The organism is Bacillus sp. RZ2MS9, from assembly GCF_001816185.2.
GTDB lineage: Bacteria > Bacillota > Bacilli > Bacillales > Bacillaceae_G > Bacillus_A > Bacillus_A cereus.
On record NZ_CP049978.1, the window covers coordinates 488,254 to 514,308 of the forward strand.

Here is a 26,055-nt window from a genome sequence, read left to right on the forward strand (position 1 = left end):
AGCTAAAGAGCATAACAATTGAATTTTCAGCTCATAACGTTTTGGTAGCGTTCACAATTGAGGGGGAAGTAACAATGGAAAAGCTTCAAGAAAGCATGTATCAACTAATTGTTGAAACGTCAACGAACTTACCGAAAGATGTTCGTCGTGCGATTCAACAAGCGAAAGAGCGAGAAAATGCAGGGACTCGTTCTGCGATGGCACTTGGCACAATTACAAATAATATTAAAATGGCTGATGATAACATCTCGCCGATTTGCCAAGATACAGGGATGCCAACGTTTAAAATTTATACACCAGTTGGTGTGAATCAATTAAAGTTGAAGGAAGCTATCTATAATGCGCTTGAGCGGGCGACAAAAGATGGTAAACTTCGTCCCAATTCTGTTGATTCTCTTTTTGGAGATAATAGTGGAAATAATTTAGGACCAGGTACACCGGTGATTAAGTTTGAACAATGGGAAAAAGATTATATTGATGCACGTTTAATCCTAAAAGGTGGTGGCTGTGAGAATAAAAATATTCAATATAGCTTACCGTGTGAACTAGAAGGACTTGGACGAGCTGGCCGTGATTTAGAAGGGATTCGTAAATGCCTTCTTCATGCAGTATATCAAGCACAAGGGCAAGGATGTAGCGCTGGTGTAATTGGTGTTGGTATCGGGGGAGACCGCACATCAGGTTATGAATTAGCAAAAAATCAATTATTCCGTACATTAGATGATGTCAATCCAGTACCAGAGTTACAACATCTTGAAGAGTACGTATTAGAAAATGCGAACAAGCTTGGCATTGGTACGATGGGATTTGGCGGAGAAACAACTTTACTTGGTTGTAAAATTGGCGTCTATAATCGTTTGCCAGCTAGTTTCTATGTATCTGTTGCGTATAATTGCTGGGCATATCGTCGCCTTGGTGTGAAAATCCATCCTGAAACAGGAGACATTATGGATTGGCTATATCAAGAAGGGGAAGATACACTTCAGCATGAAGTACAAGAAAAAACAGAGCAACGTGAGATTGTATTAGAAGCACCAATTACAGAAGAGCAAATTCGTGAACTTCGCGTTGGTGATGTTGTAACAATTAATGGCATGATGTATACAGGTCGTGACGCAATCCATAAGCATTTAATGGATAATGATTGTCCAGTAGATTTAAATGGACAAATTATTTACCACTGTGGTCCAGTTGTTGTGAAAGATGACAATGACAATTGGCAAATTAAAGCGGCAGGTCCAACGACAAGTATTCGTGAAGAACCGTACCAAGGCGATATTATGAAGAAATTCGGTATTCGCGCTGTCATTGGAAAAGGCGGTATGGGTGCGAAAACATTAGCGGCTTTAGAAGAACATGGCGGTGTATATTTAAACGCAATCGGTGGTGCAGCGCAATATTATGCTGAATGTATTAAAGAAGTGAAAGATGTTGATTTCTTACAATTTGGTATTCCAGAAGCAATGTGGCATTTACGTATCGACGGTTTTAAAGCAGTTGTAACGATGGACTCTCATGGTAATAGCTTACATGCAGATGTTGATAAAACATCACTTGAAAAATTAGCTAGCTTTAAAGAGCCAGTATTTAAGTAAATAAAAAATGCATCTCGAATGATTCGAGATGCATTTTTTTGGTATATATAGAAAAACATGTTCAGCATGAAAGAATGCGTTGCAACAGAAACTACAAGTACGATTATATATGGAAAGGAGACTATTTATGAAATATAAATGGTTATATATCGGTCTCATTTTTTCAATTATGATGGCACTTGTTCCAGTTTCAGCACTGGCTTATACAAATACTCCACATAACTGGGGAATCCCGCGTCCTAAAAATGAAACAGTACCAGATGCAGGAAAGTTATATACAGATTTACTACAAAAAAATGGCGGGTTTTATTTAGGAGATACGAAGAAAAAAGATATTTATTTAACATTTGATAATGGATATGAGAATGGATACACAGGGAAAATATTAGATGTATTAAAAGAGAAAAAAGTACCAGCAACTTTCTTTGTAACGGGACATTACATTAAAACACAAAAAGATTTATTGTTAAGAATGAAGGATGAGGGACACATTATTGGAAACCATTCTTGGAGTCATCCTGATTTTACAGCGGTAAATGATGAGAAACTTCGTGAAGAATTAACGAGTGTAACGGAAGAAATTAAAAAAGTAACTGGGCAAAAAGAAGTGAAATATGTACGTCCTCCGCGCGGTGTATTTAGTGAAAGAACGTTAGCTCTTACGAAAGAAATGGGCTATTATAATGTATTTTGGTCACTTGCATTTTTGGATTGGAAAGTGGATCAGCAAAGAGGATGGCAATATGCGCATAATAATGTTATGACGATGATTCATCCAGGATCTATTTTATTACTTCATGCAATATCAAAAGATAATGCAGAAGCACTTGCAAAAATCATTGATGATTTGCGCGAGAAAGGGTATCATTTTAAAAGTCTAGATGACTTAGTAAAAGGCAATCAACCGTAAGCATGTATGCTTACGGTTTTCTCATGCTATAATGATGTGTAAAAAGGATGGGGAAACGTATGTGGAGCGAGCATGTTACGTTAGAGTATCCGTATCATTTTGAAGAAGTATTAAAACGTTTATCTTTTGATCCTCTTAACGTCATTCAATTAGATGAGAAAGTTATTTATATCCCGCTTTGTATAGACGAGGAACAGGTTGTTGTTCGCTTACAAGGGATTGGTACTGTTCAAAATCCACAGTTTTGGATTTCTAGTCAGACAGGAGATCCAGAGAAAGTCATGAAACGAATGAGAGCCATTTTTCATTGGAATGAACCGTTTCAAGATATACAAAATCATTTTTTAAACACATCATTACGTCCACTATTTGAAACATATGCTCATACTCCAATTATTTTAGAATTTGATTATTTTGCTTGTCTGCTTCGCTGTATCATTCACCAACAAATAAATTTGAAATTTGCTACTGTGTTAACAGAACAATTTGTGAAACGGTATGGAACAGAGAAGAACGGTGTATTCTTTTTCCCCACTCCGGAAATAGTAGCAAATATTTCAATAGAAGAATTGAGAGAGCAGAAGTTTAGTCAGCGAAAGGCTGAATATATAGTAGGATTAGGTCGAAGTATTGTCAGTGGTACATTAAATTTAGCGAGTATAGAAAATGGGACGGAAGAAGACATTTCAGCACAATTGTTGCCAATTAGGGGAATTGGTGCATGGACAGTGCAAAACTTTTTAATGTTTGGGCTTGGACGGAAAAATATGTTCCCGAAAGCGGACATTGGGATTCAGCGTGCAGTGCAAGGTATATTTCAATTAGATGATAAACCTGATGATGCATTTTTAGAAAAATTGAAACAAGAGTGTGAACCATACTGCAGTTATGCAGCGTTATATTTATGGAAAAGTATAGAGTAGAGGTGTAATAATGATACAAAAGCAACATGAGAGTAAGTTGGAAGTTGGTCAAACGTTTCCTGTGACAATTAAACGTCTTGGGATTAACGGAGAAGGCGTTGGTTATTTTAAGAGACAAGTTGTTTTCATTCCAGGGGCATTACCAGGAGAAGAAGTTGTTGCAGAAACAACGAAAATTCAGCGTGGCTTCGCTGAAGCGAAAGTGAAAAAAGTTCGTAAAGCTTCACCGCATCGTGTGAAAGCACCGTGTCCAGTATATGAGGAGTGTGGCGGTTGTCAGCTGCAACATTTAGATTATAAAGAACAATTGAATCAAAAGCGTGATATCGTTGTACAAGCATTTGAGAAGTACATGAAAAATAGTATGGAAGAGAAAATTCGTCCAACGCTTGGCATGGAAAATCCATGGCATTATCGTAATAAGAGTCAATTACAAGTGGGGCGTAAAGACGAAAAGGTTATTACAGGGCTATATAAACAAAACTCACATCAGTTAATTGATATCGCTCACTGTATGATTCAACATAAAGCAACGAATGAAGCGACAAAAGTTGTAAGACGTATTTTAGAAAAATTAAATGTTTCTATTTACAATGAGAAAAAACAAAAAGGTTTAGTACGCACAATTGTAACACGTACTGCAGTTCAAACAGGTGAAGTACAAGTTACACTTATTACAACAAAAGAAGAATTACCAAATAAAGAACAATTTATTGCAGAAGTACAAAAACAGATGCCAGCGGTTAAATCAATTATGCAAAATGTAAACTGGCGTAAAACATCTGTTATTTTTGGCGACAAAACATTTAAATTAGCTGGAAAAGAAGTAATTCAAGAAACACTTGGTGATTTATCATTTGAATTATCAGCACGTGCGTTCTTCCAGTTGAATCCAGAGCAAACCGTTGTTTTATATAATGAAGCAAAAAAAGCCGCTGCGTTAACAGGCGATGAGAAAATTGTAGATGCGTATTGTGGCGTTGGTACAATCGGTCTTTGGCTTGCAAATGATGCAGCGGAAGTACGTGGTATGGATGTAATTCCAGAAGCGATTGCAGATGCAAGAAAAAATGCAAAGCGTCACGGATTTACAAATACGAAATATGAAGTAGGTAAAGCTGAACAATGGTTACCGAAATGGGTAAAAGAAGGATGGCGTCCAGATGTAATTGTTGTCGACCCACCACGTACAGGTTGCGATGATAAATTACTGGAAACAATTTTAAAAGTGAAGCCGAAACAAGTTGTGTACGTGTCTTGTAATCCTTCTTCATTAGCACGTGATGTACAAGCATTAATGAAGAGCTATGAAGTGGAGTATGTGCAACCAGTTGATATGTTCCCGCATACAGCTCACGTAGAAAATGTAGTGAAGCTTGTTAGAAAGTAAAGTTTATTAATATTCCCTCATGGTATGAGGGAATATTTTCTATGAAGGAGAATATTATGCATAATTATAAATTAACAATTCAGTACGATGGCGCACGTTTTAAAGGATGGCAACGTCTCGGTAATAACGATAATACAATTCAAGGAAAAATCGAAAGTGTCATATCTGAAATGGTCGGAAAAGAAATTGAAATTATTGGTTGTAGTAGAACAGACGCTGGTGTACATGCTTTGAATCAAGTTGCTAACTTTCAAAGTGATGAGAAGTTAGTGGAACATAAAGTGAAAAAATATTTGAATCAATATTTACCTAATGATATTAGCATTACGAATGTGGAAGAAGTACATGATCGTTTCCATGCTCGTTACAATTCTAAAGCAAAAACATATCTGTATAAAATTTGGAATGAAGAGCATACAAATCCATTTATGCGTAAATACAGCATGCATGTGAATAAAAAATTAAATGTGAAAAGCATGAAAGCCGCTGCGAAACATTTAGTTGGTTCACATGACTTTACTGCTTTTTCAAATGCGAAATCAAAGAAAAAATCTATGGTTCGAGAAGTATATACACTTGATGTGATGGAAGAGGCAGGGTTTGTACAAATTAGAGTAAGTGGTAACGGCTTCCTTCATAATATGGTAAGAAAAATTGTCGGGGCATTAATTGAAGTTGGATTAGGACAATTAGACGCTGAAGCAATTCCAAACATTTTAGAGGAAAAGCAGCGCAATCAAATTAATTGTCTTGCTGAGGCAAGTGGGTTGTATTTAGAGAATGTTGAGTTTTAATGGCAAATAAAAAAATCGGGCTAAGTAGCTCGATTTTTTTAGTATTACGAAGATTTCTCGTTTTTTATACGTAGCTTCAAATTCCAAAAAGCAGCAAGCATAATAGCTGCAAAGGAGCCACTAATTGTTGCTAATAGCTTTGCATAAGGAAAGCTACTTATATCACCATTAATGAATAACATTATACATAGAACAGCAGGGAGAAGGTATAAGTAGTGTAATAACTTTAATTTTTTATCATTACTCATATATAGCCCCTTTCTAGCATGTTATATGTTTATTGTAACATATTTTACCAAGTTATTTTTTGCACTTGGAGACATGTTTATTTCATATGTGTAAATGCAGTTTTTTAATTCGATATTGTAAGTTTTGCCTACTTAATCCTAAAAATTTTGCAGCTTGTGAGATGTTGCCATGATTTTCTTTAAGAATTTGGTTAATGTAGTTCTTTTCCATTTTTTCTATTGTGTGTTTTAAAGTTTTAGGTGCATCAGTATTGTGATTAGTTAGTGCATGTTGCATATTGAATTCTGTTTTTATTCGTTCACGAAAGCGAGTAGGCATATGAAACGCTGTAATGATGGTTTCATCTTCTATCAAGTTCATGGAACCTTCAATTATATGTTCCAACTCCCGTACGTTTCCAGGCCAATCATATGCATAGAAAAATTCTCTTACATTTACATCTACATCGGTTACATTGAGCCCGAATTGAGTATTATATTTTTCAATAAAGTGCTGAACAAGATCTGGAATATCTTCTTTTCTTTCACGTAAAGGCGGAAGACATAAAGTAACGACGCTTAATCGGTAATATAAGTCTTCTCTTAATCGATTATGTGCGATGGCTTCGAAAGGATCTTCATTGATAGTTGCTATAATACGAACATCAATTTCTTTTTCGTGTGTGCCTCCGATTCTTCGTATTGTTTTTTCTTGTATAGCTCGTAGTAACTTCGCTTGAAGTGCTGGACTTAATGAGTTGATTTCATCTAATAACAAAGTTCCTCCGTTCGCTTCTTCGAATAAGCCTGATTTATCTATTGCTCCTGTAAAGGCACCTCGATTTGTGCCAAATAGTAGGCTTTCCATTAAGGTATCAGGTATAGCGGCACAGTTTTGTGAAATAAAGGGTTTGGTTGAACGCTGACTTTCATTATGGATGCTTTGTGCAAATAGTTCTTTACCAGTGCCTGTTTCCCCTACGAGAAGTATGGAGGAAGATGTACGAATTACTCTTTTTCCTTCTGTAATGATTGATTGAATGGCTTCAGAATCACCAATTATGTGATCAAAGGTAAATTTAGTGCTTTGTTTTCGAGAAGGACTTATTTTTATCGTTTGTTTTAAGTTACTAATTTCTTTTGATATTTCAATAGCGCCTTTAATTTTTCCGTTTTCTATTATAGGGAAAGTATCGTTAATCGTTGTAATTTCTTGTCCTTTATTGTTAAAATACGTTTGTTTTATATTTTTCTTTGTTTTTCCAAATTTTAATGCCTCTATAAGAGTACTATTTTTATTTTCTTCAAATGCAAATACCTCTAAAGGATTTTTATATAATACATCTGAGCGTTCCATTGATTCAATTTCCATCATTTTGCGGTTATAGACAATCGTTTTACTTTCCTCATTAATAATATGAATCCCGATATCGAGTTCATTGATTAAAGTTTCATATAGCATATTCATTTCAATAAGTTGTTTGAAATTAATTTCTTCTGTATGCATGTAACATCTTCTCCTCATTTCACCCTATGAAGACTGACTTTTTATAATTTTATTAAAATTCTTATAAAATCGCAAAAAAATTTTGCTATTTTTCGTTTAAAACTTTTTAAATGATCGAAAAATTTTGCGGTTGTGCACATTTTTTTGTATGAAACTCTCATTTAATATATGAATTAGAGACTTGGTACGTATTTTGCATAAATAATATTCGAAATCTCTAGAGGGGAGAATATGAATTTTTACAGGATATACAACGTTTTGGTGTCAATTAATAAGAGGGAGGAATTTATAAAGTGAAGACAGTTATAGAAGGTGTGTATAGTCCTTGTTATGGAAAAGTAGAGAAGTTATTTGTGACGGAAAGTTCTTACGTATACGAGTGGGAGAAATTAGCATTAATTGAAACAATAGATAAACAGAAAGTAGAAATTAAGATAGGGATCAGTGGTTATATTGAATCATTAGAAGTAGTAGAAGGACAAGCTATTGCTGATCAAAAATTATTAATAACAGTAAGGGATGACCTTTTAGTAACAGGCAGTGATTAATGTAAGTGACGTGTATTTCGCTCTTTTCAATCATTATTTTTACAATGAATACTTTTAAAAACGCTTACATTAAATGGGTTGGCAAAGTGAAAAGGGGGGATTTATATGGTGGATCAAAACCAAGGATTAAAAAGAGAATTGAAAAGTAGGCACATATTTATGATTGCACTCGGTGGAGTTATTGGTACAGGACTTTTTTTAGGGTCAGGTTATACGATTCATGAGGCTGGACCTGGAGGAGCAATTGTAGCGTATCTTGTCGGTGGATTTGTAATGTATTTAACGATGCTCTGTCTTGGAGAATTAGCTGTTGCGATGCCTGATGCAGGGTCTTATCAAACGTATGCGACAAAGCATATTTCCCCTGCAGCAGGTTATGTAGTGGGATGGATGTCATGGTTAAACTGGTCTGCTACGATAGGTATTGAATTAATTGCAGTTAGTATTTTGATGAAACGTTGGTTTCCTGATGTACCGTCATGGATTTGGTGTGTAGTGTTCGCGGTACTGCTCTTTGCTATCAATGCATTATCTTCAAGAAGTTTTGCAGAAGTTGAATTTTGGTTTGCAAGTATTAAAGTAATTACAATCATTGCATTTATTATTTTAGGCGGGGCGGCAATGTTTGGTTTTCTAGATATGAAAGGAAATGAACCAGCACCGATGTTCTCTAGCTTTACTGATTACGGGGGACTGTTTCCGAATGGATTATCAGCCATTTTAATTACGATGATTGCAGTTAATTTTTCTTTCCAAGGAACAGAACTAGTCGGTATTGCAGCAGGTGAGAGTGAAAATCCAGAAAAAACAATCCCAAAGGCAATTAACAATACAGTTTGGCGTATACTTGTTTTCTTTGTACTATCTATTTTTATTCTTGCTGGACTATTCCCATGGCAGCAAGCAGGAGTGATAGAAAGTCCATTCGTAGTTGTATTTGATAAAATTGGTATTCCTTATGCAGCTGATATTATAAACTTCGTTATTATTACAGCGGTACTATCCGTTGCGAATTCAGGATTATATGCAACTTCTCGTATGCTATGGTCTATGTCTAATCAAGGAATGATTAGTCCGATTTTTGGTAAGTTATCTAAAAATGGTGTTCCTATTTATGCATTGATTGTAAGCACGATTGTAGGCTGTCTTTCATTACTATCAGGTATTTATGCGGAAGATACAGTTTATTTATGGCTACTTTCTATTGCCGGATTTGGGGCGATATTAGTTTGGGCATCTATTGCTTTATCTAACTTATTAGCTAGAAGGGCATATGTTAAGCAGGGCGGAGATGTGAAGGACTTGAAATTTAAAACACCGCTATATCCATTCGTACCACTTCTGGCATTAGCATTAAATATAACAGTTATAGTTGCTATGGCTTTTATCCCAGAGCAAAGAATGGCGTTATATTGTGGAATTCCATTTATGATTGTTTGTTTACTGTTTTACCGTGCGACAAGAAATAAGGTACGTAAAGTAGAGCATATTGAAAAGATCAATACAACAAAAGTAGAAAGTTTATAATATTGAGTAATTTGGAGACTGTAAAATTGTAAACAGTCTCTTTTTTTGTGAAAATAAAGCTGGAAACATACTATGTATGCAAAGGGGAATTAGCGATGAATCAAGAAGTTTCACAGCTATTAGAACAGATTGATTTACGAAAAGATGAGTTACTAGAGCTTACAAAAACCTTAATTCGTTTTGAAACACCAGCACCGCCAGCGAGAAATACAAATGAAGCGCAAGAATTTGTTGCAGAGTTTTTAAGAAAACGAAATTTTAGTATTAATAAATGGGATGTATATCCGAATGATCCGAACGTTGTTGGGGTAAAAAAAGGAATAAAAAGTGACTCATATAAAAGTCTTATTATTAATGGGCATATGGATGTAGCTGAAGTGTCAGCAGATGAGGCGTGGGAAACAGATCCATTTGATCCATTTATAAAAGATGGCTGGTTAGTTGGACGTGGCGCAGCAGATATGAAAGGGGGATTGGCTGGGGCACTATTTGCTATTCAGCTTTTACAAGAAGCTGGTATTGAATTACCTGGAGATTTAATCTTTCAATCAGTAATAGGGGAAGAAGTTGGAGAGGCAGGAACACTTCAATGCTGCAGGCGAGGTTACGATGCTGACTTTGCAGTCGTAGTGGATACGAGTGATTTACATATGCAAGGACAGGGCGGCGTAATTACTGGATGGATTACTGTGAAAAGCCCGCAAACGTTTCATGATGCAACACGTAGGCAAATGATCCATGCAGGGGGACGTTTATTCGGAGCGAGTGCGATTGAAAAAATGATGAAAATTGTGCAAAGTTTACAAGAATTAGAGCGCCACTGGGCAGTCATGAAAACATATGAAGGCTATCCATCTGGAACAACAACAATTAATCCAGCTGTTATTGAGGGGGGAAGGCATGCGGCGTTTATTGCGGATGAGTGCCAGTTATGGATAACAGTGCACTTCTATCCGAACGAAACACATGAACAAATAATAAAAGAAATTGAAGAATATATTGGAAAGGTAGCAGCTGCCGATCCATGGTTAAGTGAAAATCCGCCACAATTTAAGTGGGGTGGAGAATCAATGATTGTAGATCGTGGTGAAATTTTCCCTTCATTAGAAGTAGATAGGGAACATGCAGCTGTAAAAAAACTTAGCTCAGTACACGAGTCTATTTTATCAAAAAATGCAATTTTAGATATGTCTGCAACGGTAACTGATGGCGGTTGGTTTAGTGAGTTTCACATTCCAGCGATTATATATGGACCAGGTACATTAGAAGAAGCACATTCTGTAAATGAGAAAGTTGAAGTTGAACAGTTAATTGAATTTACAAAAGTAATAACAGCATTTATATATGAATGGTGCCACACGAAAAAATAGATTTGCATAGTAAAATCGTACGAGTATGTATACTTGTACGATTTTTTATTGAACTATTTCAGAGTTGAATATAAACAACTGAAATAGTTCTTTATTTTGCTATGTCTTTCGTTTTATTTCAAGTAATTTCTCTTTTGCTAATTCAACGGCGATCGCATCATCTAAATAGCCAATTGGAAAGAGATAGTCGGGAATAATATCTGTCGATAAAATGAAATAAAGTAATGCGCTCCCAAGAACTGCACGTTCTTCTTTTGAAATGGTTTTATTGCAAAATTGTTGATACATATCTGTTAATTGTTCAATAAAAGGACCAGCACTATCAATTTGCTCTAATTTGCTTGCGAAACTGTTATGAATACGTTTTTCGCCTTCTGTTGTCTGGGCATAGCGTTCGTAATTTTCGAGTTCTTGTTTTACGCGAGTTGTAGTGTAATCGAAATCGAATAAGTTAGAGGATTGCAGCGTTTGCTGAATGGTATCAAGAGATGTGTACATATCTGTTTTTTCTTTATTAATGTGAGGAGAATCAGGGTACATTTCATCAAATAACAATTGGGGTGGAACTTGAAGACATTCTGCAAATTTTTGTAGATGTTTTTGTTTTGGCGGTTGCTTACCATTAATAATTCTTGAGACTGTTGCAGGATCAATATTTGTAAGTATTCCTAGTTGGCGCATAGATAAGGCGCGTTCTTTTAAAAGTTTTTTTATTAATTTGCCAAGCCGATCATTCGGGTTTTCATTAGCCATAGTGTAGGCACTCCTTTTTTAGTGTTGAAAAAATATTGAGCATTTATTACAAGTATATGAAACAGACAGGCACAGTTGCTCAACATTTTCATAATATGCATTGAAAAGTGAGAAAAAGGGGTGACTATTTATGAGTACGGTAGGCTTATTTTCAATTTTTTTAATCGGGATCGCTTCTAATTTAGATAATGCAGGTGTTGGAATTGCATATGGCATTCGTAAAATTCGTATTTCGTGGTTTAACAATTTTATCATCGCATTCTTTGGATTTTTATTTACTTTACTAGCTGGATTTTTTGGAAACTGGATTGCGTTATTTATTTCAGAGTTTACAGCAAATCTGATTGGAGCAATCGTTTTAGGGATAATCGGTGTGTTTATTTTATGTCAGCCTTTCTTGGGCCAAAAAAATACTGCAGGTTCTAAAGATGATAATGTACTTATGGGAATTTTACGTGATCCGGAAAAAGCAGATTTTGATGGTTCTAAAACAATTAGTTTCTCAGAAGCAATTGTTTTAGGAGTTGCGTTGTCTATTAATAATATTGCAGGTGGATTTGATGCAGGGGTAACAAATTTAAATCTTTGGCTTACAGCGACTATTTCTGGGGTGTTTAGTTTTATTTGTATTAGTGGTTTTGCGTATGTAGGAAAACGATTTTTAGCAGAATACTTAGGGAAATGGGCGACAGTTATCGCAGGAGTGTTATTAATTCTTATTGGGATCGATCAGTTGTTGTAAGGAGAGTAGAAAACAAGGTTCGAGTATTTCCTTGGAAATACAGCAAGAGATTGCATATATCGACGTACTTTTCTCCATACTAATACGGATTTCTTTTAAGAAAGGGGGATTTGTATGGGACGCGGGAAAGCATTTGATCATAAGAAAAAAGGGCATGATCATCAACCACCTAAAGGTGCGTTCATTCATAAAGATGTAAATGAACATACTTTGGAAGAGGAAGAGCTACCAGTAAATATTGAGGCGTATAAAAATAGTTTAAAAAAACATTAAAAGCACCTACATAGGTGCTTTTTTACCGTATATCTTCAATTAATTGTTCGGATTCTTCATGCATACTGTACTCACTTAATACTTGAATGCAAAGCCACTTTAATTCCTCAATCGTATGCTCAAGTTCTTCAGGAAGCACATGATAAATGTCTTCAAGTCCCATCCCGAAATGAATAAGTTCAAGTACTTGATCATCGATGTTCCGATCCATTAATAATTCAAGTACTTCTAAATTGAATATGTATCGGTGAGCTTCGTCGAGTGAAACAACTTTTAACTTCAAGCTTTCTACAATACTCAGTATAAAAAGAAGGATTGTTTTTTCAAGAACAGGTTGTTTTCCCATTTGAAATATTAGTTTCATCTTTCACACCTCCACATATAGCGCTAGGTTGTACTATATTATTCAGGAGGGGGGAACAAATATGCATGATATAGAGAAACTTTCAGCACTGTTTTTGTAAGAGGATTGATAACTGACAAAAGTGAGGTTTTGGCGAAATAAAAAATCCTGCTAGTATAGCAGGATAACTCGCGATTAAAAAATGCTCCAACCTTCTTGAGCAGAAAGAAGTTCAAGGATTTTAAAACCGGCAATACTATTTCCGTTTGCATCTAAAGCTGGTCCGAAAATACCGATTCCCATGTCTCCTTTTACGCAGCCAAAAATACCACCGGCTACACCACTTTTTGCAGGAATACCAACACGAATTGCAAATTCACCAGATTCGTTATACATACCACATGTGACCATAAATGTTTTGCAAATTTTTGTAATATGCTTAGGGATAATTTGTTTTTTCTTATATGGATCATATCCATCCATTGCAAAAATTAAGCCGATACGTGCTAAATCGATGCAGTTTACTTCAACTGCGCATTGACGAGTATATAAATCCATAAGTTCTTCAATATCACAATCGATAATTCCGTTTTGTTTCATATAATAACAAAGTGAACGGTTTAGGTAAGCTGTCTCTAGTTCTGAATCGGCAACTTTAGAGGAATAATTAATAGTAGGATTATCTGTTATTTCACGTACAAAATGAAGAATACGTTCCATTTTTTCCTCGTTATCTTTTCCTGCTAACATGCTTGTAATAGCTAAAGCTCCTGCATTTATCATTGGATTAAGGGGTTTGGACGGACTTGTCGTTTCTAACTTAATAATAGAATTAAATGGGTCACCCGTTGGTTCCATTCCAACTTTAGAAAATACATATTCTTCACCACGGTCTAAAAGGGCAAGGGCAAGTGTAATTACTTTGGAAATACTTTGAAGAGTAAATAGTGTTTGTGAGTTGCCTGCATGGATATATTCTGTTTCTTTATGGAAAATGGCAATCCCTAAATCGTCTGGATTTGCATTTCCTAGTTCGGGGATATAAGTAGCAAGTTTTCCTTTTTTCGTATATGGTTTTACTTGTTCTAACAACTGTTGTAAGTTGTTTGTTTCAATGCACTGCATAGTACCAACGCTCCTATTTTGAATTAACTAAGTTTACTTTTCCCGATATGCTCGGAAATAAATAATAACATGAAAAAGTGGAATGATAAAACGAAAGTTCAATGTGCTATAATAGGTCTTTCGTTTCGAGTATTCTGTATTTTAAAAAGGAGAATTTTCCTTTTATATAACAGTTTGGAAATAGGAGATTTATCCATAAAAAGTTCAGAAATAAAAACTACACATCTATACAACTATATGTTATTATGGTTATGTAATAGAAAGCGTTTTCTAAAGCGTACTTATAATGATAACGATTTCATAAATTTAATTAGGGGGAATTAAAATGTTGCAGTTTTTACAACGTATTGGTAAAGCTTTAATGCTTCCGATCGCAGTACTACCAGCAGCAGGATTATTGCTTCGTTTAGGGCAACCAGATGTATTTGATATTCCTGTTATGGCACAGGCCGGCGCAGCAGTTTTTGATAACTTAGCACTTATTTTTGCAATTGGTATTGCAATCGGTCTTTCAGTGGATGGTAGTGGTGCAGCAGGTCTTGCAGGTGCAATTGGTTATCTTGTTATGAAAAATAGTATTGATGCACTTAGCAAAGGGTATTCAACTGCTGAATTACAAGGTAAATTAAGTAAAGTCCAAGATTTAATAGGTAATAGCGCAAATGTAGATCCATCTAAGCTTGCGGATACAATGACACAAGTATCTAAGGCTGCTGAATTATCGACTAAAGTAGATATGAAAGTCTTAGGTGGTATTATTGTTGGTGTTATAGCAGGACTTCTTTATAATAAATTCCATAAGATTAAACTTCCAGAATGGTTAGGTTTCTTTGCTGGAAAACGTTTCGTTCCAATTGTTACATCAGTCGTGATGCTGATATTAGGAATTCTATTTGCACAAATTTGGCCAACAATTCAAAATGGTATTGATGCATTAGCTCATGGAATTGTTAATTTAGGTGCAATTGGTTCAGGATTATTTGGTTTATTAAACCGTTTATTAATCCCAATTGGTTTACACCACGTAATGAACACATACTTCTGGTTTGTATTTGGGGACTTTACAAATGCAGCAGGTAATGTTGTTAATGGTGATATTGCTCGTTTCCTTGCAGGTGACAAAACAGCAGGTATGTTTATGACTGGTTTCTTCCCAGTTATGATGTTCGGTTTACCAGCAGCATGTTTCGCAATGATTGCAGCTGCTAAACCAGAAAAGCGTAAAGCAGTTACTGGTATGTTAGCTGGTCTAGCATTAACTTCATTCTTAACTGGTATTACAGAGCCTATTGAATTCTCATTCATGTTCTTATCACCAGTATTATATGGTATTCATGCTGTATTAACAGGTCTTTCTTTATTCATTACAACATCGCTTGGCATTCATGATGGTTTCTCATTTAGTGCCGGTGCAATCGATTACGCTTTAAACTTCGGTATTGCAACAAAACCAGTCTTACTAGCAGGTATCGGTTTAATTTACGCAGCAATTTATTTCATAGTATTCTACTTCTTAATTAAGAAGTTCGATTTAAAAACTCCTGGTCGTGAAGATGACGATGAGTTAGTTGAAGATGGTGAGGCACCAGTTGCAGGTTCAATCGGTGAAACTTACGTAGCAGCTTTAGGCGGAAAAGAAAACTTAACAGTTATTGATAACTGTGCAACACGTCTACGCTTACAAGTAAAAGATGCTGGTCAAGTAAATGAAGCAGCATTAAAACGTGCTGGTGCAAAAGGTGTTATGAAATTAAGTAATACAAGTGTACAAGTTATCGTAGGTACAAATGTTGAATCTGTTGCCGATGATATGAAAAAACACGTATAAATAATGAGATAAGAGGATGTCCAAAAAGATTGATAAAATCAATTTTTTAGAGGATATCCTCTTTTTTTTGTTAATAATTTAACGGGAATCTTACTTTTGTAAATTTTCTTTTTCTTTTTTGTACATATAGGTTGGTAATATGTGCAGTGCGTGATAAAGTAGGGATGATATAGAATGGATTATCCATAATCTACTAAAATAAATCTTTAATAGAGGAATTAAATTATTGGTGAGTAAGGGGAAAAAAGCAATTATGGATCAGGAAAAAAATAATGCGAATGGGAAAGTACGTCGGCCGATTGTATACATAAAAAGAACAATCATTCTCGTCTTACTATTATCACTTGTATATTTTATGTATACAAAAATTGTTGCGCATAATAAGAAAGAAGAAACTTTAAAAGCGGCAGCAGAAATGAAGAAACAAGAAGAGCTAAAAAAGAAAGAAGAAAAAAAGAAACAAGAAGTACAGAAGCAAAAACAAAAAGAGCAGGAAGAACAAGTGAAGCAAGCGCAAGCTGTGGAGAAGCTTCCCGAGGGACCACCTCAAGAAATTAATGAAAACGCTCAATTAGACCAGTATTTACAAAACGCAGGATTTAGCGGGACAGCTGTTATTGTAAAGAATGGAAAAGTTCTTTTGAATAAAGGGTACGGTATGGCAAATAAAGAACAGAAAGTACCGAATAATTCAGAGACGACTTTTTATATTGGTTCTATTTCAAAGGCATTTGTAGCAACTACTATTATGCAGTTGAAAGATCAAAATAAATTACAAGTAGAAGATACTGTTGCAAAGTATATTCCAAATTTTCCTCAAGGTAATAGTATTCAGCTAAAACATCTATTAACACATACATCAGGGATTCCCGAATATGAGCAGGGAAAAGAAGATATTTCTCATGAAGAACTGATAAAGCGGATAGGAAATCAAAAGCGTATTGGTGGTCCAGGAGAAAAATGGAAGTATTCTGACTCGAACTACTCTATACTTGCATACATTGCCGAGAAGGTAAGTGGACAGTCGCTCGAAGAATATATTAAGCAACATATTTTTGCTATTGCGGGTATGAAACATTCTGGTTTTGGCACAGCGTTAGAACAAACAAGATTCCCATCAACGGGTTATAAAATAGTAAATAATAATATGACAACACCTAATATTCCGAGCATGTCACAACTATATGGTTGTGGTGATATATACACAAGTGCGCATGATTTATATTTATTTAACGAAGCACTATTCTCTGGTAAATTAATTTCAAAAGAGAGTTACGATCAAATGTTTACGGGTGGAAAAAAGGATTACGGGTTTGGATGGTACGTAGACCCAGGAAGCTATTCGAATCACGGTGTAATGCCAGGATGGAATTGCTTAAACGGATTTAGTAAAAATGGTAGTGTATATGTTGTTTTATTATCTAACATTCAAAATAACATTAAATCATTTGGTAAAGTGAATAACGATATTTATTCGATATTGCGGAATATTGAAGTGTAAGAAACTATCCTTTTGGATAGTTTTTTTTATGCCTTGAACCAAATATTTCTTTTAGAAAATGTATGTCTTACCTATCACAAAAATATCTATTTTGTATACATTAAGATGTATGGATGTGAAATTTTATAATCTAAAAATAATAGGAGGAGAAGTGTATGTGTCTGTTCAGAAAATATTGGAATAAATTATCGAGATTGTTTAATAGGCAATTAGATTATTTTTTAGATAATAAGTTATTACCTGCTGTGGAAAGACTTTTATTTTCACAAAACTTCGCGAGATTTATTCAAAGAAACTCTAAGCAAGCTACTGAAGAAGTTATTGAATCAAGTAGATTTCAATCTATTATTTGTAACATTTTAAAAGAATGTACTACATCACCTTTTAAAGAAATTGCAGAGCAGTATTTAGGTAAAAACGTAGAAATTACTGTGACAGTGGGACAGTTAACAGGCGTTATTGTAGCAGTTGGTGATGACTTCTTAACATTGCAAGAAGGAATAGGAACAGAAGTTTTATTACCATTTACAAGTATTATATCAATTAAAGAAGCGTAAGAAAGGAGCGTTATATATGTTATTTACTGATGAATTACGTAACCATGTTGGGGAACTAGTGCAAGTTGTGACAGCTGTAGAAATCATTGCAGGCGTTCTTTTATCTGTGACGGATGGGGCAGTAATTGTTCGTACTTCTCCTTCTTATGGACCACCAGAAGATGTAGTTGTGCGTATTCCTATTATTGCTTATGTTCGCTTGGAAGGGTAAGAGTGATACAAGTATGAGAGTGTCAGTTGTTATTCCAGTGCATAATGAAGCAAGTACTTTATCAAAAGTTTTAGTAGAAGTAAGAAAGCTCGAACCATATGAAATTATCATAGTAGATAATGGATCGACAGATGGTACGAAAGAAATAGCGCTACAGCATAATTGCCGTGTAATTTATTATAGATATTCCCTTGGTAATGATGTGGGACGGGCAATTGGTGCTAGAGAAGCAAAAGGTGAAATTGTTTTATTTTTAGATGGTGATATCGTCATGAAAAGTGAAGAATTATACAATTTTATTAAAGGAATACAGCAAGGACATGAGATTGTTTTAAATAATTTAACATGGTCCGTTTATTTGAAGATGAGACCGCATTATACGACGGTTGGAAAATATATGTTAAATCGTTATTTGAACAAGAAGGAGTTTGTTGTAGGATCTTTAATTGCAATACCACATGCGATAAGTCGTAAAGTGATTGAAAAACTGGGGTGGTGGAATTTAGCAGATCCAGCATTATTTCAAGCGATGGCGATGTCTAGAGGAGTAGATATTTCTGATATGGCTTCAGTTGATGTCATTTACACAAATAAAGTTCGTCCTGTCCATACGGGCACATCACCTGGCTCTCCTTATCCGAAAGCGACTAGTCGTATTATGGGTGATCATTTGCGTGCTTTACAATACGTAATCGAAACATACGGTAATCGCGGTGGTTTTTCAGAGGACAATAGAGATAGAGCGTTTGTAGGAAAGTATAAACCAGTTTTATTACAAAAGAAAAAAGCGAAATATAGTGCCATTATCCCGGTATCAGAAGAAAAAATAATTATAAGGTCTGTTATACAAGAAGTGAAAGAAGCAGGTGTAGATGAAATTATAGTTGTCGCAAATGGAGCAGATGTTGAGACTGTTAAACAGGCAAAGCTAGAGAATGTTATTGTAGTTGAATTTACGAAGGCGCTTGGACATAATGTAGCACGAGCAATAGGGGCTATGCATGCTACGGCAGATATTTGTTTATTCGTTGATGGTGATTTTGTTATTCCAGCAAAAAAACTCACTCCATTTTTACATGCTGTTGAAGATGGAAATGACGTGGTGTTAAATGATTTACAATGCTTATTAGATATGTTTCATCCAGCAGATCCAATTAGTATGGGAAAATACTTTTTGAATTTGGTAGCGAAAAGACCAGATTTATGGAATAACTCACTAACTGCTGTACCACATGCCATGCATAAGAAGGTAATAGAGAAAATAGGATATGACTCCCTTATCATTCCGCCATTAGCACAAGTGAAAGCTATTTTAGAAGGATTCTCTATTACAACAGTAGAGTTAGTAGATGTTATAAAAACAAATCGAGTACGTCCAGAGCAACACGAATTTGTAAATGGGCGTATTTCAGCGTTTGATCGTATTTTCGGTGATCAACTTGAGGCGGTTACGTATTTATTACAACGTACGGACGAACGTGGTGGCTTTACTGATGGAGATAGAGATAGAGATATCATTCAACAATTGAGAAGGGAAGAAGAGAATACAAATGAATAGTAGTAAAGTAGCTATTATTGGGTTAGGGTATGTTGGCCTTCCTTTAGCGGTACATTTTGCAGAAAGAGGGCATACAGTACTTGGATTAGATAAAGATATTAGAAAAATAGACTCAATTATAAAAGGAGAAAGTTATATTCCAGATGTTTCTTCTAAAGAGTTACAAAGTTTATTGACGAAAAAAAAATTAACAGTAAACACACCGGATCAAGGCATTGCTGATTTTCAAAGTAGTGATTATGTTATTGTCACTGTCCCGACTCCAATTAATGAACAAAGAGAACCAGACTTAAGTGCCCTCATTTCAGCTTCGCATTATATACAACAAAACCTTCAAAAAGGACAAACCTTCATTTTTGAAAGCTCCACATATCCAGGCACACTTGAAGAAGTCATCATACCTATTATTTCTCAAAATAGTAACAAGGTAGGGGAAGATTTCTATATCGGATATTCCCCTGAGAGAATTGATCCAGCAAATAGTCAATATTCAGTTCAAGCTATTCCAAAAGTTATTAGTGGACAAACAGAAAAGTGTAGACAAAAGGTACAGGATTTATATAGTACCATTTTTGACGAAGTTGTACCTGTTAGCTCTCCGAAAGTAGCAGAGATGTGCAAGCTATTTGAAAATATTCAGCGCTTAGTTAACATTTCTTTAGTAAATGAACTAAACACACTATGTGAAAGTTTAGGCATTGATTTTTATGAGGCCATTGAAGCGGCATCTACAAAACCATTTGGGTTTACTCCATATTGGCCAGGGCCAGGGATAGGGGGACACTGTATTCCAGTAGACCCTTTATATTTTCAATGGAGAATAAAAAAGAATGGGGCAATTAGTCAATTAATTGAGGCAGCACATATAATTAATGAAGAAATGCCAGAGAAAATGGTCCGGAAAGTAAAAAGTGTGGTGCAATCACCTGCAACGGTGTTAATTGTAGGGATTGCGTATAAAAAAGATGTAAATGATTTGAGAGAATCACCAGCGTTACCGATTATTCAATTATTAAGAAATCAAGGATACGAGATAGAATATCATGATCCTTATATTTCTTTCGCGGAAATTGGAGATAAGGTGTATCAATCTGTTTCTTTAGATGAAGAAAAAGTTAAAAAAGCGGATTGTATTTTAATTTTAACGGATCATTCTAATATTGATTGGAAGCTTTTTAAAGGAATGGACCGAGTAATAGATACACGCGGGATTGTAAAGAAGGTGAGTAAATGAGTAAGAAATGTTTAATTACAGGTGGGGCCGGATTTATCGGGTCGCATTTAGCTGAAGAGTTGATGAGAAGAGGTTATGAGGTCACTGTTGTGGATAACTTTTATAAAGGTAAAAATAAGTACCATAAAGAGTTAATGAAAAAAATCCGTGTTATTCCAATAAGTGTTTTAGATAAAAATTCTATTTATGAATTAGTAGATCAGCATGATGTCGTGTTTCATTTAGCAGCAATTTTAGGTGTGAAAACAACAATGGAAAAAAGTATAGAGCTCATAGAAACGAATTTTGATGGGACGAGAAATATTTTACAAGCAGCGTTAAAAGGAAAGAAGAAAGTAGTTTTTGCTTCTACTTCAGAAGTATATGGTAAGGCCAAGCCGCCTTTCTCTGAAGAGGGAGATCGATTATACGGGGCAACTTCTAAAATTCGTTGGAGTTATGCAGTTTGTAAAACGTTGGAAGAGACATTATGTTTAGGATACGCATTGGAAGGTTTACCGGTAACGATTGTTCGATATTTTAATATTTATGGTCCAAGAGCGAAAGATGGTCCGTATGCAGGGGTAATCCCGCGATTTATTAGTGCGGCTTTGCAAGGAGAAGACATTCTCGTATATGGAGATGGAAAGCAGACACGTTGTTTTACGTATGTGAGTGATGCGGTAGAAGCAACAATTCGGGCAATGGATGAGAAGGTAAATGGTGAGATTATTAATATAGGTTCTGAGAATGAACAGAGTATAAAAGAAGTAGCAGAAGTAATTAAAAAATTAACGAATTCTTCTTCGAAGATTGTACAAGTGCCTTTTGAAGAAGTATATCCTCATGGTTTTGAAGAAATTCCAAATAGAAGACCAGATGTAACAAAATTAAAAAAGCTTGTTCAATTTCAGGCGAAAGTAACGTGGGAAAACGGATTGAAGGAAACAATTAAGTGGTTTCGTGAACAAAACAATGGCTAAGTCATTATCTGTTATTATTCCTGCATGTAATGAGGTCGATACGATTTCAGACGTTATTCAATCGGTAAGACCATTAAATCCAGTAGAAATTATTGTAGTAGCAAACGGTTGTAATGATGGAACAGAAGATGTTGCAGATCGTTTAGGGTGTAAAGTAATCAAACATACAGAGCTACTAGGGAACGATGTTGGACGTGCAGTCGGCGCAAAACATGCGATAGGTGATGTATTACTATTTATAGATGGTGATTTTGCTATTCAAACTTCAAAATTAAAATTATTCCTTAATCCGATTTTATACGATCAGGCAGATGTAGTTTTAAATAATTTGGATGCATTATTTTTAAAAAGGCAAAAACCTACTTCTATTACAGTATGGCGCCAAATATTAAATGCAATGTTAGAGCGTGAAGAATTAAAAATTAATTCTTTATTAGATGTACCTCATGCGCTGACGAAAGAAGTCGTTCAAAGCATCGGATATGAATGTTTTGTTAATCCTATTGTGGCTCATTTACGCCTACTTCAAAGTAAATGGAGAATTAGTCGTCATTGCGCCATTGACGTTATTACGCCAAATAAATTTCGTCCATTCCAGCATGCTGCATATGGAACAAATCTTTCCCAATCTGAAAAAAGAATGATAGGTGATCATATAGAAGCAGTAGCGGCACGGATATTAAGCAGTGATGAGCGCGGAGGATATTATGATGGAAATAGGAAAAGGGATAGTGTCTATCATACTTTAAGTTTTGAAGAGTTTTATCAAGGATGGGGCGTCACATCTAATTTGTATAAAGGAAAGCAACTATCTGTTGTTATTCCCGTACAAGATGAAGAGAAAACAATTGGAAACGTTATAGAAGAGCTTCGCAAAATTGAACCCTTCGAAATTATCGTTGTCGTAAATGGTTCGTCAGATAAAACGAAAAAAATTGCAAAAGACAAAGGGGCAACGACAATTGTATATAAAGAAGCACTCGGAAATGATGTAGGGCGCTCACTTGGAACTTATTTTGCCAAAGGAGAAATTGTGTTATTTATAGACGGCGATTTTATTATTCCAGCGAGTGAGCTATATCCTTTTGCAAAAGCTATAGCAGATGGAAAGGACGTCGCATTAAATGATTTAAATCACTATTTAGATTTAAGAGTACCGCTTCATCTTGTAACTGCATTTAAGTATGCACTAAATTTAGCTTGTGATAGAAAGGATTTAGGGGTAGGCTCACTTATTGCGGTACCTAATGCATTTAGCCAAAAGTGTTTGAAAGCAATTGGGTATAAATCTTTATTGTCACCTTGTGTAGCACAAGTGAAGGCTCTTCTGTCTGGATTTGAAATTGCATGTGTATATCGTGTTGAGGTTGATAAGATGAACCGTATTCGTCCCAGTGAACATTTCGCAAAAATAGGTCACCCTCCAGCTGTACTTCGAATTATAGGTGATCATATAGAGGGGCTAGAGCAAATAATTTCATTAACAGACAATCGTGGCGGATTCTATGATGGCAATAGAAAAAGAGATGTTTTATAGAAGTAACAAAAAAAGTGTACAACATGTGTACACTTTTTTGTTCTGTTATAAAAACTATAACAGATTAGGAGATAAGAGTATTACAGCTCTACAATGGGTATTGTTCTTATATTACAAAATAGGACTCGTATATAAGGATACCAAAAAAATACAATTAAGGAAAGGGTTAATTTTAAAGACTTTTAAATGAAGTTAACACTATATATATAGTAGTTTGCTCAACATTTCACAAACATGTCACAACTATTTCGTTCACTTTCGTAAAAAAGTAGTATTCTAAGTGTGTAAGCTGTTATATAAAAAATCTTAGTCCTGTACTAATCAAAAATGGAGGAGATTAGGATGACTCAAGTATTAGAAAATGTTAAAAACGCATGGGAAAACTTTAAAGGTGAAAAATGGAAAGCAGAGATTGATGTTCGCGATTTCATTTTAAATAATGTAAACGTTTTCGAAGGAGACGAATCTTTCTTAGCAGAAGCAACTGAAGCAACGAAACAACTTTGGGATCAAGTAATGGATTTAACAACGAAAGAACGTGAAAACGGTGGCGTTCTTGATATGGATACAAAAATTGTTTCTTCTATTACATCACATGCCCCTGGATACTTAAATAAAGATATTGAAAAAGTAGTCGGTTTCCAAACTGATAAACCATTTAAACGTTCTTTACAACCATATGGTGGTATTCGTATGGCAGAACAAGCTTGTGAATCTTATGGATACGAAATGGATAAAGAACTTAGTCGTATTTTTAGAGATTGGAGAAAAACTCATAACCAAGGTGTATTTGATGCATACACACCAGAAATGAGAAATGCACGTAAATCAGGTGTTATTACGGGTCTTCCAGATGCATACGGACGTGGACGTATTATCGGTGACTATCGCCGAGTAGCGTTATATGGTATTGATCATTTAATTGAAGCGAAAAAAGCTGATTTAAATTTAACTGGCGGTGTAATGAGCGAAGATACAATGCGTTTACGCGAAGAGTTATCTGAGCAAATGCGTGCACTTCAAGAGTTAAAAGAAATGGCCGCTTCTCATGGCTTCGATATTTCTAAGCCAGCAACAAACACGCAAGAAGCATTCCAATGGTTATATTTCGCATACCTTGCAGCGATTAAAGAGCAAAACGGGGCTGCAATGAGTCTTGGGCGTACTTCTACATTCTTAGATATTTACATTGAAAGAGATTTAGCAAATGGTACTTTAACAGAAGAAGAAGTACAAGAAATTGTAGATCACTTCATTATGAAATTACGTCTTGTGAAATTCGCAAGAACACCTGATTATAATGAATTATTCTCTGGTGACCCAACTTGGGTAACTGAATCTATCGGTGGTATGGCATTAGATGGTCGTCCATTAGTAACAAAGAACTCATTCCGTTTCTTGCATACATTAGATAATTTAGGACCAGCTCCAGAACCAAACTTAACTGTTCTTTGGTCTAAACAATTACCAGAGAACTTTAAAAACTACTGTGCGAAAATGTCTATTAAAACATCAGCAATTCAATATGAAAATGATGACATTATGCGCCCTGAATACGGTGATGATTACGGTATTGCATGTTGCGTATCTGCAATGAGAATCGGTAAACAAATGCAGTTCTTCGGAGCTCGTGCAAACTTAGCGAAAGCATTATTATATGCGATTAACGGTGGTAAAGATGAAAAATCTAAAGCACAAGTTGGTCCTGAGTACGCACCAATTACTTCTGAAGTATTAAATTATGAAGAAGTTATGCATAAGTTTGATATGACAATGGAATGGTTGGCGGGTCTATATTTAAACACATTAAATGTTATCCATTACATGCATGATAAATATAGCTATGAACGTATTGAAATGGCACTTCATGATACAAACGTTCTTCGTACAATGGCAACAGGTATTGCTGGTCTATCTGTAGTAGCAGATTCATTAAGTGCAATTAAATACGCAAAAGTAAAACCAATTCGTGATGAAAATGGTATTGCAGTTGACTTCGAGATTGAAGGAGATTTCCCTAAATACGGTAACAATGATGATCGTGTAGATGAGATTGCTGTAAATCTTGTAAAAACATTTATGAATAAACTTCGTAAACATAAAACATACAGAAATTCTGTTCATACAATGTCAATCTTAACAATCACATCTAACGTTGTATACGGTAAGAAAACTGGTAATACTCCAGATGGCCGCCGTACTGGAGAACCATTTGCACCAGGTGCGAACCCAATGCATGGACGTGATACAAAAGGTGCATTAGCTTCATTATTATCTGTGGCTAAATTACCATATGAAGATGCACAAGATGGTATTTCTAATACATTCTCTATTATTCCGAAAGCACTTGGTAAAGAAGATGATGTACAAGTACGTAACTTAGTATCAATGCTTGATGGCTATGCAGTAAAAGAAGGCCACCACTTAAATATTAACGTATTTAACCGTGAAACATTAATGGATGCAATGGAACATCCTGAGAAATATCCACAATTAACAATTCGCGTATCTGGTTACGCTGTAAACTTTATTAAATTAACTCGTGAACAACAAATTGATGTAATTAACCGTACAATGCATGAAAGCATGTAAATGAAAAAAGTGTCCCTTCGCTCTTAATATATAGCGAAGGGAGGCTGT

The 26,055-nt window shown here is 35.3% G+C and carries 25 protein-coding genes and 1 pseudogene; 21 read left to right on the forward strand and 5 right to left on the reverse strand.

The window, feature by feature from the left end; all coding sequences use genetic code 11:
* Window positions 1-74: 74 nt before the first annotated feature.
* From fumA to truA, 5 genes are all read left to right on the forward strand, one after another.
* Window positions 75-1,595, forward strand: coding sequence for a class I fumarate hydratase (fumA, locus tag BHV55_RS02510; protein ID WP_000413520.1), 1,521 nt, complete (start codon window positions 75-77; stop codon window positions 1,593-1,595).
* A gap of 127 nt (window positions 1,596-1,722) precedes the next feature.
* Window positions 1,723-2,505 (forward strand): delta-lactam-biosynthetic de-N-acetylase, encoded by a 783-nt coding sequence (gene pdaA / locus BHV55_RS02515; RefSeq protein ID WP_000875956.1) that lies wholly within the window; start codon window positions 1,723-1,725, stop codon window positions 2,503-2,505.
* 59 nt (window positions 2,506-2,564) lie between these two features.
* A complete protein-coding gene (locus tag BHV55_RS02520; protein ID WP_000269418.1) occupies window positions 2,565-3,428 on the forward strand; it encodes a DNA-3-methyladenine glycosylase family protein in 864 nt (287 codons plus the stop codon).
* 10 nt (window positions 3,429-3,438) lie between these two features.
* Entirely contained in the window at window positions 3,439-4,818 is a 1,380-nt protein-coding gene (gene rlmD / locus BHV55_RS02525) for a 23S rRNA (uracil(1939)-C(5))-methyltransferase RlmD (RefSeq protein ID WP_070758080.1), read from the forward strand.
* A gap of 56 nt (window positions 4,819-4,874) precedes the next feature.
* Window positions 4,875-5,612 carry a tRNA pseudouridine(38-40) synthase TruA gene (gene truA, locus BHV55_RS02530; protein ID WP_000553118.1) on the forward strand — a complete coding sequence of 246 codons (738 nt, stop codon included), beginning with the start codon at window positions 4,875-4,877 and terminating at the stop codon, window positions 5,610-5,612.
* Between the two features lie 44 nt (window positions 5,613-5,656).
* Here the strand turns inward: truA and BHV55_RS02535 are convergent, their stop codons facing one another.
* Window positions 5,657-5,860 (reverse strand): hypothetical protein, encoded by a 204-nt coding sequence (locus BHV55_RS02535; protein WP_048568174.1) that lies wholly within the window; start codon window positions 5,858-5,860, stop codon window positions 5,657-5,659.
* A gap of 82 nt (window positions 5,861-5,942) precedes the next feature.
* Complete coding sequence (locus BHV55_RS02540) at window positions 5,943-7,346, reverse strand: sigma-54 interaction domain-containing protein (protein ID WP_048568175.1); 1,404 nt, start codon at window positions 7,344-7,346, stop codon at window positions 5,943-5,945.
* A 293-nt stretch (window positions 7,347-7,639) separates the two neighbouring features.
* Here BHV55_RS02540 and BHV55_RS02545 point away from each other — a divergent pair, with 293 nt between their 5' ends.
* From BHV55_RS02545 to BHV55_RS02555, 3 genes are all read left to right on the forward strand, one after another.
* Window positions 7,640-7,894, forward strand: a complete 255-nt coding sequence (locus tag BHV55_RS02545; protein ID WP_000859489.1) for a biotin/lipoyl attachment domain-containing protein — start codon at window positions 7,640-7,642, stop codon at window positions 7,892-7,894.
* A gap of 105 nt (window positions 7,895-7,999) precedes the next feature.
* Window positions 8,000-9,421, forward strand: coding sequence for an amino acid permease (locus tag BHV55_RS02550; RefSeq protein ID WP_048568176.1), 1,422 nt, complete (start codon window positions 8,000-8,002; stop codon window positions 9,419-9,421).
* A gap of 95 nt (window positions 9,422-9,516) precedes the next feature.
* Window positions 9,517-10,791, forward strand: a complete 1,275-nt coding sequence (locus BHV55_RS02555) for an acetylornithine deacetylase (protein ID WP_048568177.1) — start codon at window positions 9,517-9,519, stop codon at window positions 10,789-10,791.
* A gap of 99 nt (window positions 10,792-10,890) precedes the next feature.
* On the opposite strand, the gene BHV55_RS02560 is transcribed toward BHV55_RS02555, so the two are convergent.
* A complete protein-coding gene (locus tag BHV55_RS02560) occupies window positions 10,891-11,544 on the reverse strand; it encodes a DUF1232 domain-containing protein (protein ID WP_001262776.1) in 654 nt (217 codons plus the stop codon).
* A 130-nt stretch (window positions 11,545-11,674) separates the two neighbouring features.
* Between BHV55_RS02560 and ytaF the strand changes: the two genes are divergently transcribed.
* Together ytaF and BHV55_RS02570 are read left to right on the forward strand one after the other, a co-directional pair.
* The gene (gene ytaF / locus BHV55_RS02565) at window positions 11,675-12,286 is read left to right on the forward strand and encodes a sporulation membrane protein YtaF (protein WP_000108728.1); all 612 of its coding nucleotides are present in this window, start codon (window positions 11,675-11,677) and stop codon (window positions 12,284-12,286) included.
* A gap of 114 nt (window positions 12,287-12,400) precedes the next feature.
* The gene (locus BHV55_RS02570; protein WP_000532409.1) at window positions 12,401-12,559 is read left to right on the forward strand and encodes a hypothetical protein; all 159 of its coding nucleotides are present in this window, start codon (window positions 12,401-12,403) and stop codon (window positions 12,557-12,559) included.
* Window positions 12,560-12,581: 22 nt separating this feature from the next.
* Here the strand turns inward: BHV55_RS02570 and BHV55_RS02575 are convergent, their stop codons facing one another.
* Together BHV55_RS02575 and glsA are read right to left on the reverse strand one after the other, a co-directional pair.
* Window positions 12,582-12,923 (reverse strand): DUF3969 family protein, encoded by a 342-nt coding sequence (locus tag BHV55_RS02575; RefSeq protein ID WP_000766604.1) that lies wholly within the window; start codon window positions 12,921-12,923, stop codon window positions 12,582-12,584.
* A gap of 174 nt (window positions 12,924-13,097) precedes the next feature.
* Window positions 13,098-14,027, reverse strand: coding sequence for a glutaminase A (glsA, locus tag BHV55_RS02580; RefSeq protein ID WP_001149850.1), 930 nt, complete (start codon window positions 14,025-14,027; stop codon window positions 13,098-13,100).
* 69 nt (window positions 14,028-14,096) lie between these two features.
* On the opposite strand from glsA, the pseudogene BHV55_RS27710 reads away from it, so the two are divergent.
* The 11 genes and pseudogenes from BHV55_RS27710 (at window position 14,097) to pflB (ending at window position 26,007) form a co-directional block, all read left to right on the forward strand.
* A pseudogene (locus tag BHV55_RS27710) lies at window positions 14,097-14,211 on the forward strand (transcriptional regulator).
* Window positions 14,212-14,352: 141 nt separating this feature from the next.
* The gene (gene nagE, locus BHV55_RS02585) at window positions 14,353-15,855 is read left to right on the forward strand and encodes an N-acetylglucosamine-specific PTS transporter subunit IIBC (protein WP_000938903.1); all 1,503 of its coding nucleotides are present in this window, start codon (window positions 14,353-14,355) and stop codon (window positions 15,853-15,855) included.
* 253 nt (window positions 15,856-16,108) lie between these two features.
* A complete protein-coding gene (locus BHV55_RS02590; protein ID WP_048568178.1) occupies window positions 16,109-17,356 on the forward strand; it encodes a serine hydrolase domain-containing protein in 1,248 nt (415 codons plus the stop codon).
* A 155-nt stretch (window positions 17,357-17,511) separates the two neighbouring features.
* Window positions 17,512-17,913, forward strand: coding sequence for an LSm family protein (locus tag BHV55_RS02595; RefSeq protein ID WP_000335548.1), 402 nt, complete (start codon window positions 17,512-17,514; stop codon window positions 17,911-17,913).
* Between the two features lie 16 nt (window positions 17,914-17,929).
* On the forward strand, window positions 17,930-18,124 hold the full coding sequence (locus BHV55_RS02600) for an LSm family protein (RefSeq protein ID WP_000899469.1): 195 nt from the start codon (window positions 17,930-17,932) through the stop codon (window positions 18,122-18,124).
* Between the two features lie 13 nt (window positions 18,125-18,137).
* Window positions 18,138-19,682: a glycosyltransferase family 2 protein gene (locus tag BHV55_RS02605; protein ID WP_001266461.1), complete on the forward strand. Its 1,545-nt coding sequence runs from the start codon at window positions 18,138-18,140 to the stop codon at window positions 19,680-19,682.
* On the forward strand, window positions 19,675-20,916 hold the full coding sequence (locus BHV55_RS02610) for a nucleotide sugar dehydrogenase (RefSeq protein ID WP_001088932.1): 1,242 nt from the start codon (window positions 19,675-19,677) through the stop codon (window positions 20,914-20,916). Before BHV55_RS02605 ends, BHV55_RS02610 begins: the two co-directional genes overlap by 8 nt.
* Window positions 20,913-21,878 (forward strand): NAD-dependent epimerase/dehydratase family protein, encoded by a 966-nt coding sequence (locus tag BHV55_RS02615; RefSeq protein WP_000037023.1) that lies wholly within the window; start codon window positions 20,913-20,915, stop codon window positions 21,876-21,878. The genes BHV55_RS02610 and BHV55_RS02615 overlap by 4 nt, the downstream gene beginning before the upstream one ends.
* The gene (locus BHV55_RS02620) at window positions 21,871-23,415 is read left to right on the forward strand and encodes a glycosyltransferase family 2 protein (protein WP_002100715.1); all 1,545 of its coding nucleotides are present in this window, start codon (window positions 21,871-21,873) and stop codon (window positions 23,413-23,415) included. Before BHV55_RS02615 ends, BHV55_RS02620 begins: the two co-directional genes overlap by 8 nt.
* On the forward strand, window positions 23,384-23,605 hold the full coding sequence (locus BHV55_RS02625; RefSeq protein ID WP_002094217.1) for a hypothetical protein: 222 nt from the start codon (window positions 23,384-23,386) through the stop codon (window positions 23,603-23,605). Before BHV55_RS02620 ends, BHV55_RS02625 begins: the two co-directional genes overlap by 32 nt.
* 152 nt (window positions 23,606-23,757) lie before the next feature.
* Entirely contained in the window at window positions 23,758-26,007 is a 2,250-nt protein-coding gene (gene pflB, locus BHV55_RS02630) for a formate C-acetyltransferase (RefSeq protein WP_000195464.1), read from the forward strand.
* Window positions 26,008-26,055: the final 48 nt, after the last annotated feature.